General features: G+C 60.8%; 9 protein-coding genes and 1 pseudogene. 4 read left to right on the forward strand and 6 right to left on the reverse strand.

The window, feature by feature from the left end:
* Window positions 1–3: 3 nt before the first annotated feature.
* Complete coding sequence (locus BK670_RS05600) at window positions 4–894, reverse strand: LysR family transcriptional regulator (protein WP_123448956.1); 891 nt, start codon at window positions 892–894, stop codon at window positions 4–6.
* A 201-nt stretch (window positions 895–1,095) separates the two neighbouring features.
* Between BK670_RS05600 and BK670_RS05605 the strand changes: the two genes are divergently transcribed.
* A complete protein-coding gene (locus BK670_RS05605; RefSeq protein ID WP_123448957.1) occupies window positions 1,096–2,640 on the forward strand; it encodes an MFS transporter in 1,545 nt (514 codons plus the stop codon).
* A gap of 1,190 nt (window positions 2,641–3,830) precedes the next feature.
* Here BK670_RS05605 and BK670_RS05630 read toward each other — a convergent pair.
* Window positions 3,831–5,222, reverse strand: coding sequence for an aldehyde dehydrogenase family protein (locus BK670_RS05630; RefSeq protein WP_123448958.1), 1,392 nt, complete (start codon window positions 5,220–5,222; stop codon window positions 3,831–3,833).
* Between the two features lie 103 nt (window positions 5,223–5,325).
* Here BK670_RS05630 and ptrR point away from each other — a divergent pair, with 103 nt between their 5' ends.
* Window positions 5,326–6,204, forward strand: coding sequence for a putrescine utilization regulator PtrR (gene ptrR, locus BK670_RS05635; RefSeq protein WP_123449196.1), 879 nt, complete (start codon window positions 5,326–5,328; stop codon window positions 6,202–6,204).
* 27 nt (window positions 6,205–6,231) lie between these two features.
* Here ptrR and BK670_RS05640 read toward each other — a convergent pair.
* Window positions 6,232–7,796 (reverse strand): annotated as a pseudogene (locus tag BK670_RS05640) (aldehyde dehydrogenase (NADP(+))).
* Window positions 7,793–8,431 carry a cysteine hydrolase family protein gene (locus tag BK670_RS05645; RefSeq protein WP_123448959.1) on the reverse strand — a complete coding sequence of 213 codons (639 nt, stop codon included), beginning with the start codon at window positions 8,429–8,431 and terminating at the stop codon, window positions 7,793–7,795. The pseudogene BK670_RS05640 and the gene BK670_RS05645 overlap by 4 nt, the downstream one beginning before the upstream one ends.
* A 98-nt stretch (window positions 8,432–8,529) precedes the next feature.
* Here BK670_RS05645 and BK670_RS05650 point away from each other — a divergent pair, with 98 nt between their 5' ends.
* A complete protein-coding gene (locus tag BK670_RS05650) occupies window positions 8,530–9,027 on the forward strand; it encodes a winged helix-turn-helix transcriptional regulator (protein ID WP_123448960.1) in 498 nt (165 codons plus the stop codon).
* Between the two features lie 6 nt (window positions 9,028–9,033).
* On the opposite strand, the gene BK670_RS05655 is transcribed toward BK670_RS05650, so the two are convergent.
* Window positions 9,034–9,657 (reverse strand): glutathione S-transferase family protein, encoded by a 624-nt coding sequence (locus BK670_RS05655; protein WP_123448961.1) that lies wholly within the window; start codon window positions 9,655–9,657, stop codon window positions 9,034–9,036.
* Window positions 9,658–9,757: 100 nt separating this feature from the next.
* Window positions 9,758–11,173 (reverse strand): purine-cytosine permease family protein, encoded by a 1,416-nt coding sequence (locus BK670_RS05660; RefSeq protein ID WP_007910838.1) that lies wholly within the window; start codon window positions 11,171–11,173, stop codon window positions 9,758–9,760.
* 370 nt (window positions 11,174–11,543) lie between these two features.
* Here BK670_RS05660 and BK670_RS05665 point away from each other — a divergent pair, with 370 nt between their 5' ends.
* The gene (locus BK670_RS05665) at window positions 11,544–12,455 is read left to right on the forward strand and encodes a LysR family transcriptional regulator (protein ID WP_123448962.1); all 912 of its coding nucleotides are present in this window, start codon (window positions 11,544–11,546) and stop codon (window positions 12,453–12,455) included.
* The last annotated feature ends 13 nt before the right edge of the window (window positions 12,456–12,468 follow it).

Below are 12,468 nucleotides of genomic sequence, written 5' to 3' on the forward strand. Positions count from 1 at the left end.
GGCCTAACGCCGGTTGCGCACGAAGTCGATAAACGCCTTCAGCGGCGCCGGCACGTGGCGCCGGCTCGGGTAGTACAGGTGCAGACCCGGATAGTAGGGGCACCAGTCTGCCAGCACTTGCACCAGCCGTCCGCTGGCGAGGTGTTCGCTGACCATGTCTTCGAACACATAAGCCAGCCCCAGCCCCTGCAGCGCGGGCCCGACCATCAGGCTGACATCGCCGAGGGTCAGCGCGCCGTTGACTTCTATTTCCTGGGCGATGCCGCCACGTTCGAGTTCCCAGCGATACAGCGAGCCGCTTGGGAAACGGTGGCGGATACACGGTAATCCGTGCAGGTCCGCGGGTTTTTGCGGTGCCGCGTGGCGTTCGAAAAACGCGGGTGAGCCGACGACCACCGAGCGCAGGGTCGGTCCGATTGGCAGCGACACCATGTCGGCTTCCAGGCGATCACCGAAGCGCACGCCGGCATCGAACCCGCTGGCCACGATATCCAACAGGGCATCGCTCTCGACCACTTCCAGACGAACGTCCGGATACGCCTGCAAAAACTCGCTGGCAATTGGCAGCAACACCAGTTCGCAGGCTTGCCGCCCGCAGGTGATGCGCAGGTTGCCCGAGGGTTTGTCGCGGAAATGGTTGAGGTCTTCCAAAGCGTCGTCGATGTCGCGAAACGCCGGTTTCAGCCGCGCATACAGACGCTCGCCAGCCTCGGTCAACGCCACGCTGCGGGTGGTGCGATTGAACAGGCGCACGCCGAGGCGGTTTTCCAGGGCCTTTACCGAATGGCTCAAGGCGGAGGGTGTGAGGCCCAGTTCGATGGCCGCTTTACTGAAGTTCAAATGCTGCGCGGTGCACAGGAATACGGACAGATCTGCCGCCGAAGGTGATTTCATCTGTGAATGCCTTTCACAAAGTCATGCAAATTTGTTGGGATTATCGCATCAGTAGCACGGCCTTAAAATCGCATCAACTTCGACCAGGTTTGAGGCCGCTCGCGCTCATTCACCGTCTGCAAACTTCGGTGGATTTTTCTGGATTTTTCACGCCTTATTCGCTGCGTCATGCAGCTTTTTGATTGCTCAAGGGATGGGATGATGAACGCTATGACTCAGCCGCACGGAACGCGCGACAAGTTGCTCATACTGGCGGCCGTGTGCCTCTCGGCACTGGTCCTGCCGTTAAGTTTCACTGGCGGCGCAGTGGCGACACCGGCCATCGGCCGGGACTTGGGCGGCAGCCCGGTGGCGCTGACCTGGATCACCAATGCGTTTATGTTGTCGTTCGGCAGTTTGCTGATGGCCGCCGGGGCGTTGGCTGATGTATACGGACGCAAACGCCTGTTCACCTTCGGCATGCTGCTGTTCACCGTTGCGTCGATCGCGCAGAGTCTGGCGCCTTCGGTGTTCTGGCTGGACGTGTTGCGCGCGGTTCAAGGTGTCGCGGGGGCGGCGGCGCTGGCCAGTGGCTCGGCGGCGCTGGCGCAAGAGTTCGAAGGGCATGCCCGGACCCGGGCGTACAGCGTGCTGGGCACTACGTTCGGCATTGGTCTGGCTTTCGGTCCGTTGGTCGCCGGCGCGCTGATCGAGGCCTTCAACTGGCGGGCGATTTTTGTCTTTACCGCGTTGATTGGAATCATCGCGCTGGTTTTTGGGGTGCCGCGCATGCGCGAAACCCGCGACCCGCAGGCCAAAGGGCTGGACTGGCCGGGCACGCTGCTGTTCAGCGCAATGCTGGCGCTGTTCACATTTGGCCTGATCCAGGCGCCGGACAGTGGTTGGGACAGTCCGCTGGTGCTCGGTCTATTGGGCGCTTCGGCGGTGTTGCTGGCAGCGTTCGTGATCGTCGAAATGCGTGTCGAGCGGCCGATGCTGGATCTGACCTTGTTCCGTTATCCGCGATTCATTGGCGTGCAGATGCTGCCGATCGGCACCTGTTTCTGCTACATCGTGCTGGTGGTGATGTTGCCGCTGCGCTTCATCGGTGTTGAGGGCCTGAGCGAGATCGATGCCGGTCTGCTGTTGCTGGCGTTGTCGGCGCCAATGCTGGTGGTGCCGATGCTGGCCGCGTCGCTGGCGCGCTTCGTTTCTGCCGGCATCTTGTCCGGTGCCGGGTTTCTGATTGCCGCCGTGGGCTTGCATTGGCTGAGTCTGTACAACGTCGGTGAGCCGAAAATTGCGTTGGTGGTGCCGATGCTGCTGATCGGTATGGGCGCCGGTTTACCGTGGGGGCTGATGGATGGTTTGTCGGTCAGTGTCGTGCCGAAAGAACGCGCCGGTATGGCGGCGGGTATCTTCAGCACCGTGCGCGTGGCGGGTGAGGGGATTGCTCTGGCGATTGTCGCGGCAGTGCTGGCGTCATTGCTGCACGCTGATCTGTCGAGTGCCCTGCACGCAGTGACAGGCAGTGCCGAGGCGTCGCTGATCGCCGAGACCGCGCACCGGGTGACCACCGGCGATATGGCGCATGCGATCAACAGCGTTCCGGGGCTGGCCAACGAGCGTTTGGTGCAAGGTTATGCGTCGGCGTTTCAGTACCTGCTGCACATCCTGACCGTGATCACACTGATGTCGGCGGCGGTGGTGTTGGGGTTGTTGAGCAAGGATCGCAGCGTCGCCGAGCCACAACAGGCTGCCGCATAAACCCAATGTGGGAGCGAGTCTGCTCGCGAAAGCGGTGAGTCAGCAACGGATGTGTTGACTGAGATTGCCTCTTCGCGAGCAGGCTCGCTCCCACTTTGGATTGTGCCAAGCCACCTATTTTCAATCTATCTGCGAATCCCTGTGGGAGTGAGCCTGCTCGCGATAGCGGTGAGTCAGACAATGGAGATGTTGACTGGGCCGGCCTCATCGCGAGCAGGCTCACTCCCACTTTGGATTGTGCCAAGCCACCTATTTTTAATCTGTCTGCGAATCCCTGTGGGAGCGAGCCTGCTCGCGATAGCGGTGAGTCAGCAACGGATGTGTTGACTGAGATTGCCTCTTCGCGAGCAGGCTCGCTCTCACTTTGGATTGTGCCAAGCCACCTATTTTCAATCTGTCTGCGAATCCCTGTGGGAGCGAGCCTGCTCGCGATAGCGGTGAGTCAGACGATGGAGATGTTGACTGGGCCGGCCTCTTCGCGAGCAAGCTCGCTCCCACTTTGGATTGTGCCAAGCCACCTATTTTCAATCTGTCTGCGAATCCCTGTGGGAGCGAGCCTGCTCGCGATAGCGGTGAGTCAGACAATGGAGATGTTGACTGGGCTGGCCTCAACGCGAGCAGGCTCACTCCCACTTTGGATTGTGCCAAGCCACCTATTTTCAATCTGTCTGCGAATCCCTGTGGGAGCGAGCCTGCTCGCGATAGCGGTGAGTCAGCAACGGATGTGTTGACTGAGATTGCCTCTTCGCGAGCAGGCTCGCTCCCACTTTGGATTGTGCCAAGCCAACTATTTTCAATCTGTCTGCGAATCCCTGTGGGAGTGAGCCTGCTCGCGATAGCGGTGAGTCAGCAACGGATGTGTTGACTGAGATTGCCTCTTCGCGAGCAGGCTCGCTCCCACTTTGGATTGTGCCAAGCCACCTGTTTTCAATCTGTCTGCGAATCCCTGTGGGAGCGAGTCTGCTCGCGAAAGCGGTGAGTCAGCAACGGATGTGTTGACTGAGATTGCCTCTTCGCGAGCAGGCTCGCCCCCACTTTGGATTGTGCCAAGCCACCTATTTTCAATCTGTCTGCGAATCCCTGTGGGAGTGAGCCTGCTCGCGATAGCGGTGAGTCAGACAATGGAGATGTTGACTGGGCCGGCCTCATCGCGAGCAGGCTCACTTCTACAGGGGTTTCAGGTGTCTGGATTATTTACGATCCAGCCACACGGTCTGTGCATTGCAGAACTCGCGCACGCCGAAGTGCGACAGTTCACGTCCGAAACCACTTTTCTTCACGCCGCCAAAAGTCACGCGCGGGTCGCTGGCGGAGTAGCCGTTGATGAACACGCCGCCGGTGTCCAGTTCGCAGGTCAGTTGCTGGGCCAGTGCCACGTTGGCGGTGTAGATCGTGGCGGTCAGGCCGAACTCGCTGTCGTTGGCCAAGGCCACGGCATGCGCGCAATCGCGGGCGGTGATGATCGAGGCAACCGGGCCGAACAGTTCCTGTTTGAACGAGGTCATGCGGTCGGTGACATCGGCCAGCACGGTCGGCTCGTAGTAGTTGCCCGGGCCTTCGGCTTTGCCGCCGCCGAACAACAGCGTCGCGCCTTCTTCCAGAGTGTCGCGCACTTGCTGGTCGAGTTCATCACGCAGGTCGAAACGCGCCATCGGACCGATGTAGGTCTCGGCGGACAACGGATCACCGACCTTCAACTTACGCGTGGCTTCGACGAACTTGCGGGTGAATTCTTCGACCACGCCTTCTTCGATGATCAGGCGTTTGGCTGCTGCGCAGACCTGACCGGAGTTCTGGTAGCGACCGATGACTGCCGCTTGTACGGCTTCGTCCAGATCGGCGTCGTTGAGCACGATAAACGGATCGGAACCACCGAGTTCCAGTACGCATTTCTTCAGCGCGGCACCGGCCTGAGCGCCGATGGCCATGCCGGCACGTACGCTGCCGGTCAGGGTCACAGCGGCGATGCGCGGGTCGGCGATCGCAGTGGAAACGCCTTCCGGGGTGACGTTGATCACTTCAAATACGCCATCAGCGAAACCGGCGCGGGTGAAGGCGTCGCGCAACAGATAGGCGCTGCCCATCACGTTCGGCGCATGCTTGAGTACGTAAGTGTTGCCGGCAATCAGCGCCGGAACAGCACCGCGCAGCACTTGCCAGATCGGGAAGTTCCACGGCATCACCGCGAGGATCGGGCCAAGCGGACGGTATTCGATGCGCGCCTTGCCGCCTTCAACCTGGGTCGGTTCAGCGTCGAGCATGGCCGGGCCATTCTCGGCGTACCACTCGCAGAGCTTGGCGCATTTCTCGATTTCACCACGGGCCTGGGCAATTGGCTTGCCCATTTCCTGAGTAATCATGGTGGCCATGGCATCGCTGGTTTCACGCAGCGCACCGGCGAGTGCGGTCAACAAGCGTGAGCGGTCCTGCAGCGGCTTGCGCTTCCATTTGCCGAAACCATAAGCGGCGCGGGTCAGTGCGGCGTCGAGGGCGGCGGCGGATTCAAAGGCGTAATGACCGATCTGCTCGCCCGTGGCGGGGTTGATCGAGATGGCGTGGGTCTGGCTGGAAATCTGGCTCATGACATCGTCCTGCAGGTTCGTCGGATGGGCCTAGAGTAGGGTGGTGTTTGTTTTCTTGAAACTGAATAATAAAGATCGTTTCTTTCACGATTGGAGAATGACTGTGGATCTGGTGCAGCTGGAAATCTTCAAAGCCGTTGCCGAACACGGCAGCATCAGCGCTGCCGCCGCGCAGATCCATCGCGTGCCGTCGAACCTGACCACGCGGATCAAGCAGCTTGAGCAGGATCTGGGCGTTGATCTGTTTATCCGCGAGAAAAGCCGTTTGCGCCTGTCGCCGGCGGGGTGGAGTTTTCTTGAGTACGCGCGACGTATTCTCGACCTGGTGCAAGAGGCGCGGGCGACGGTGGCGGGGGAGGAACCGCAAGGCGCGTTTCCGCTGGGTTCGCTGGAAAGCACGGCGGCGGTGCGCATTCCCGAGTTGCTGGCGGCGTACAACCAGTTGCACCCGAAAGTCGATCTGGACCTGTCCACCGGACCTTCCGGCACCATGATCGACGGCGTTCTTTCCGGGCGGCTCGCGGCAGCCTTTGTCGACGGCCCGGTGTTGCATCCGACGCTGGAAGGCGTGCCGGCATTCGAGGAGGAAATGGTCATCATCGCCCCGATCAATCACGCGCCCGTAAAACGTGCAGCGGATGTGAATGGCGAGAATATCTACGCCTTCCGCTCCAACTGCTCCTACCGTCATCACTTCGAAAAATGGTTCAGCACCGACGCTGCCGTGCCGGGCAAGATCTTCGAAATGGAGTCCTATCACGGCATGCTCGCCTGCGTCAGCGCCGGTGCCGGCCTGGCGCTGATGCCGCGCAAAATGCTGCAGAGCATGCCCGGCAGCGCGACCGTCAGTGTGTGGCCATTGGCGTCGGATTTTCGCTATCTGACCACGTGGCTGGTGTGGCGGCGGGGCACGGTGTCGCGCAGCCTGAGCATGTTTGTGCGCTTGCTGGAAGAGCGCGGCGTGGTGCGGGCAGACTCATGATCGCGTCTGCGCGCACGGGGAGCGCCGTTATTGCCCGTCGACGCTGCGCGGCAGATTCAGCGGATTACTCTCGCGCAACACTTGCGGCAACAACTCATCCGGAAACCCCTGATACGCCACGGGCCGCAAGAAGCGCTCGATCGAGGTCATGCCGACGGAGGTGAAACGGCTGTCCGAGGTCGCCGGAAACGGTCCGCCGTGTACCGTGGCAAAGGTCACTTCCTGTGGGTGCGCGAAAGCGTTGACCACGATGCGTCCGGTGCGGCGTTCGAGGATTGGCAGCAGGCGCCGCGCCAATCCCAGGTCGGTACCTTCAAGGTGAATTGCCGCGCTGAGCTGACCTTTGAACGAACGGGCGACGGCCAGTAGCTCAGCTTCATCGTTGACAGCAACCAATAGCGCCGACGGACCAAACACCTCATGGGCCAGTGCCGGTTTGCTGAGCAATTGGTGTCCCTCGACTTCCAGCAAGATCGCACGCCCGGCGAATGTGGCATCGGCCGGCGTGCCCACGGCGATCACCTGCGCGCCGGCCCTTCCATCGCCATCAGACCCTCGACGTAAGCGCCATGAATGCCTGGCGTCAGCATTGTCCGCGCCGGTGCTTCGCCGACCCGTTTGCGCATGGTGCTGCGCAACGCCTCAAACCCCGCACCGCGAATGGCGATCAGCATCGAAGGACACAAACAGGCCTGACCAACGTTGACCAGCATGCGCTCGATAAAGCCGTCACCGATCTCGGCGCCGCGAGCCGCCAGCGCATCGGGCAGGATGAAGGTCGGGTTGACGCTGGTCATCTCGGTGAACACCGGGATCGGCTCGGGGCGCAATTGCGCGCGGCGATAGAGCGCCATGCCACCGGGTTCGGATCCGGTGAAGGTCACAGCCTTGATCAGCGGATGATCTAGCAGCGCTTCACCGATGGCATTGCCGCCGCCACGCACCATCGAAAAAACACCTTCTGGCAAGCCGTGCGCCTGCACCGCTTTACGAATGGCCCGCGCCTGGATTTCCGAGGCGCCGGGGTGGGCGTTGTGGGCCTTGAGAACCACGGTCGCGCCGGCCGCCAGTGCTGACGCGGTGTCGCCACCCGCCACCGAGTAGGCAATCGGGAAGTTGCTCGCGCCGAAAATCGCCACCGGGCCGATGGCGACTTTTTGCAGACGATGATCCATCCGTGGGCGCGGCTGACGTTCGGGTTGCGCTGGATCGATCGCCAGTTGCAGGAAGTGGCCCTTGCGCACCACGTCGGCGAACTGGCGGAACTGGGTCGCGGCTCGCAAAGCTTCGCCCTCAAGCTGAGCTGCGGGCAGTCCGGTTTCCAGCGCAGCGCGTGTGGCCAGTTCGCTGCGCACCTCATCAAGGTTGTCAGCGATGCTCTCGAGAAACGCCGCGCGCTCGCTCAGCGAGATGTGGCTGTAGCTGTCGAACGCCGCGTCGGCGAGTCGGGCGGCGTGATCGACTTGCGCCGCACCACCGAAGGCGAACTCTGGCTCGATCAATTGATCAGTGGCCGGGTTCAGCGCTTTCATCGTGCCTTCGGTGGCGGCGACATCCGCCGCGCCGATCAGCAAATGGCCGGTCAGATTCATTGCGCTTCACCCCGCGCTTGCAGACGGGCGATCAGTTCGTTGGTGCTGGCAATGACATGGGCGAAGGTCGGCCCGTTGAGTTCGTGGGCGGCGTGCATCATTTCCGCTTTGAAGGCCGCCGTTGCGTCGCGGACCAGGGTGACGTGGTAGCCCAGCTCCGAGGCATAGCGCGCGGTGGCTTCGATGCAGGTGTTGGCCAGCAGACCGACGATGATCACGTGGGTGACGCCTTGCTGTTTCAGGCGAAAATCCAGGTCGGTGTTGGCGAAACCACTGGACCCCCAGTGTTCCTGAACCACAATGTCGCCCGCTTGCGGGGCGAAATCCGGGTGCCATTCGCCGCCCCATTCGCCACGAGCAAAATGATGCATGTGCATGATTTTGCATTGGGTCGGGGTCGGGTGATCCCAGTTTGCGTAGTCGCCTTTTTCCCAGCGGTGATGGGGTACGATGACCACCGGAATGTTCAGGTCGCGCACCGTGCGGTCGAGTTTGCGCAGGTTGTCGAGCAGGCCGTTCTGCTCGGCCATCGGTTTGATCAAAGGGAAAATCTTGCCGCCCTCCGAGAGAAAATCGTTGTACGGATCGACCAACAGGTAGGCGGTTCTGTCCAGCGGATAGGGGGTATTCGACATGGCGGCTTGCTCCGGCAATGGGATTATCGGTGCACAGGGCTTGTCCCGGCATCTTGTAGGTATGATAATCATAGTAACTGTAAAAGAGGCAAGCCCTGATGGCAGTAAACGATAGTCTTCCCGACACGCTGTGCCCGATCTCACGTGCCGAGACGATCGTCGGCGACCGCTGGACCGTGCTGGTTTTGCGCGAGTTGTTCATGGCCAATCATCGCTATGACGAGATCCAGGCGCAGACCGGCGGTACGCCGCAAATGGTCGCCGCGCGTCTGAAATGTCTGGAAGCGGATGGGCTGGTTGAACGCCGGTTATACAACGAGCGGCCGAAACGCTACGAGTACCACCTCACCGCGAAAGGCGAGGCGTTCTACCCGGTGATCATTGCGTTGCGTGCGTGGGGAGAGACCTGGTGCAAATCACCGGAGGAGGGGCTGGCGGTGAACATGACCCACAAAAGCTGCAACCACAGCGCCGGCCTCGGGCCACTGTGCGAACACTGCGGCGAACCGTTGCGTCGGGAAGATCTGATCAGCCAGCCACAAGAAGCCTACGCCGCCGAACGGCAGGCGCGGCGTGAGGCGTTCAAAGGCAAATAACCTCAATCACGGCGTGCCGTTTCGACCGTGCAGCACGTAGCCGGGACGCAGGCTCAAACGTTCGTAATAGGCTTTCATCGCGGCAAAGTCTGGGTGAGCCAGTGGCGTTTCGAACCAGCGGTTTACCGACAGTCCGATGGGAATGTCCGCCAGGGAAAACTCTTCGCCGCTGACGTAGGCACCGGTCTTCTCCAGTTGTCGATTGAGGATTGCCATGTTCCGCGCCCAGTCGCGGCAACCGGCTGACAATGCGGCGTTGTCCTGATGCTCCGGTGATTGGCGCACCAGTGACAGAAACGCATATGACCACGAGCGATTCAGCTCCGACGCTTGCCAGTCGATCCACTGATCAACCCGCGCCCGGGCTTGCGGTTCGCTCGGATAGAGCTGTGAACCGTCATAGCGCGACGCCAGATAACGAATGATCGTGTTCGATTCCCACAGCGTGAAATCACCGTCCTGAATCACCGGCACCATGGCGCAGGGATTCAAAGCAAGAAACTGCGCATCGTGCGTCGATTTGAACCCCGAACCCCAGTCTTCACGTGTGAAGGGGATCTGCAATTCAGCGCACGTCCACAAGACTTTGCGCACGTTGATCGATGAGGCTTTACCGAGTATTCGCAGCATTGGATGTCCCTTACCCAATCGTTGTCAGGTGTAAAGAAATACCACACCGCAACGGAGAAGGCCCGCACAGTGCGGGCCTTCATTTTTCAGCGCGTCAATCTCACAGACTGCTCGCCAGTTTGCCGCCCATCATCCGCCGACGATAGGAGGTGTCGCGGTTGGCCAGCCAGAAATACAACGGCGAGGTCACCAGCAGTCCCACCAGCCAGGACAGGTCCGCGCCGTTGATGTGCGCCGACACCGGGCCGACGTACAGCGGCGTGTTCATGAACGGGATCTGCACGGCGATGCCGATCGCGTAAGCCAGCAACGCTTGCGGGTTGTAGCGCCCGTAGATGCCGCCGTCGACCTGGAAGATCGACTGGATGTCGTACTGGCCTTTGTGGATCGCGTAGAAGTCGATCAGGTTGATCGCCGTCCACGGCACCAACACCACCAGCAATACCAGCACCATGTCGACGAAGTGGCCGATGAAGTCCTTCGAGGCACCGACGGCGGCAAAGCAGCAGGCCAGCAACACGATGATCGAGATCACCGCGCGACTCTTGGCGGTAGGTATCCAGCGGTAAGCAAAGGTCTGCACCAAGGTAATCAGCGACAACACCGCGCCATACAGGTTGAGGGCGTTGTGGCTGATCACGCTGAGCAGAAACAGCACCAGCATCAGCGGGCCGATCGAACCGGTGGCGAGTTTGACCGCGTCCATGGTGTCCATGCCCACCGGTGTTGCCAGCACAGCAACGGCACCGAAGATGAACGCCAGACTCGAGCCCAGCGCCGAACCCAGATACGTGGTCCAGAACGTCGAGGAGACTTTCACGTCGGCCGGCAAATACCGCGAATAATCGGACACGTACGGCGCAAACGCGATCTGCCACAACGCGGCGAGCGACACGGTGGCGAGCCAGCCGGAGAGGTTGAAGCTGCCCCGGGTGAGGAAGTCGTCAGTCTGGATGTGGGTGAAGATGTAGCCGAAGCCGACAACGATGCCGATCCCCAGCACCCAGGTGCCGATGCGGTTGAGCACGTGGATAAAGCGGTAGCCGATGATGCCGATGATCCCCGAACCGACTGCGCCGATGACGATGCCGACCGGCACCGGAACGCTGTCAACCACGCCATGCAACGACTTGCCGGCCAGCACGATATTGGACGCGAAGAAGCCGATATACATGACGCCGGCAATCAGCACCACCAGCAAGGCGCCGAGGGAGCCGAACTGGGCGCGGCTCTGGATCATTTGCGGAATGCCCATTTGCGGGCCTTGTGCCGAGTGCAGCGCCATCAGCACGCCGCCGACCAGATGGCCAACGAGAATCGCGACGATGCCCCAGAGCAGATTCAAGTGAAACAACTGCACGCCCAGCGCACCAGTGACGATGGGCAACGGCGCGATGTTGCCGCCGAACCAGAGGGTGAACAGATCCCTGACCTTTCCGTGGCGATCTTCGGGGGGCACGTAGCCTATCGTGTGTTTTTCAATCAGCGGAGCGGAGGATGCTGCAGGGGTAGCCATGACTAACTCCAAGGCAAGGATGAGTACGTGGACGTACTTCGGCAAGCGCCGGCACGGGCGGCGCATTTCTTGTTGAAGTGATCATGTGCAAAGCATCGGGATAGATAAATTAGTAAGTTTGTTGCTACAGACCTTAAAAAAAATATGCTTCGGGTGGTGGGGGCTCCGGTATGGTCAACCCTGTTTTCATATCAAGACTTGCCGGGTCCCGTGGCGAGGGGATTTATCCCCGTTGGGCTGCGAAGCGGCCCCTCTTTTGATCTAAAAAAGCAGGGGACTGCTGCGCAGTCCAACGGGGATGAATCCCCTCGCCACAGATAGATCCCCTCGCCACAAAAGTACTGCCAGACTTATTTCACCGGAGGTGCTCATGGCCGCCTACAACTTGCGCCAGCTCAAATACTTCGTCACCACCGCCGATTGCGGCAGCGTCGCCGAAGCCTCGCGCAAGCTCTACATCGCGCAGCCGTCGGTCTCCACCGCGATCAAGCATCTGGAAGAAAGTTTCGGCGTGCAGCTGTTCATCCGTCACCACGCCCAAGGTGTTTCGCTGACGCCCAGTGGCTCGCGGTTCTATCGCAAGGCGCTGGAGCTGCTGCGGGTGGCCCACGAGTTCGAACAAAACGCGCTGGCCGACAATGATGTGGTCGCGGGGCAGATCGATATCGGCTGTTTCGAAACCGTCGCGCCGCTGTACCTGCCGCGCCTGATCGCCGGCTTCAAGGCGCGTTGGCCGGGGGTGGAAATCCGCATTCGTGATGGCGAACAGCAAGAGTTGGTGCAGGCCCTCACCGCCGGCAGCATCGACGTGGCGATGATGTTCGAACACGACCTGGACAGCACCATCGAAACCACGCCGCTGATGCCGCCGCAACAGCCTTACGCATTGCTGCCGGCCAGCCATCGCTTTGCGCAACAGGCGAAAGTCTCGCTGCATGATCTGGTGCTGGAACCGATGATCTTGCTCGACGTGGTGCCGAGCCGCACCTATTTCGTGAGCATCTTCGAAGAGCGCGGACTGACGCCGAACATTGTCTTCAGCTCACCGTCGATCGAGATGGTGCGCGGCATGGTCGGCAACGGTTTCGGCTTTTCGATTCTGGTGACCAAACCCTTCAGCGATTACACCTACGACGGCCAGCAAGTCGTGTGTGTGCCGCTGGCGGAAGACGTCACCGGTTCGGGATTGTCGGCGGCCTGGCTGCGCCGCGTGCAACTGACCAAACCGGTGCAGTTGTTTGTCGACCATTGCCGCGAGGAGCTGGCTCGACTGCACCCGTGAGTGCCGCCGAACC

This window comes from Pseudomonas fluorescens (genome assembly GCF_003732425.1).
Classification (GTDB): Bacteria; Pseudomonadota; Gammaproteobacteria; order Pseudomonadales; family Pseudomonadaceae; genus Aquipseudomonas; species Aquipseudomonas fluorescens_BE.

What these genes read in the sequence shown, in the direction of transcription:
- BK670_RS05600 (WP_123448956.1), bottom strand. Translation starts at nt 894, where the DNA reads ATGAAATCACCTTCGGCGGCAGATCTGTCCGTATTCCTGTGCACCGCG.
- BK670_RS05605 (WP_123448957.1), top strand. Translation starts at nt 1,096, where the DNA reads ATGAACGCTATGACTCAGCCGCACGGAACGCGCGACAAGTTGCTCATA.
- BK670_RS05630 (WP_123448958.1), bottom strand. Translation starts at nt 5,222, where the DNA reads ATGAGCCAGATTTCCAGCCAGACCCACGCCATCTCGATCAACCCCGCC.
- BK670_RS05645 (WP_123448959.1), bottom strand. Translation starts at nt 8,431, where the DNA reads ATGTCGAATACCCCCTATCCGCTGGACAGAACCGCCTACCTGTTGGTC.
- BK670_RS05650 (WP_123448960.1), top strand. Translation starts at nt 8,530, where the DNA reads ATGGCAGTAAACGATAGTCTTCCCGACACGCTGTGCCCGATCTCACGT.
- BK670_RS05655 (WP_123448961.1), bottom strand. Translation starts at nt 9,657, where the DNA reads ATGCTGCGAATACTCGGTAAAGCCTCATCGATCAACGTGCGCAAAGTC.
- BK670_RS05660 (WP_007910838.1), bottom strand. Translation starts at nt 11,173, where the DNA reads ATGGCTACCCCTGCAGCATCCTCCGCTCCGCTGATTGAAAAACACACG.
- BK670_RS05665 (WP_123448962.1), top strand. Translation starts at nt 11,544, where the DNA reads ATGGCCGCCTACAACTTGCGCCAGCTCAAATACTTCGTCACCACCGCC.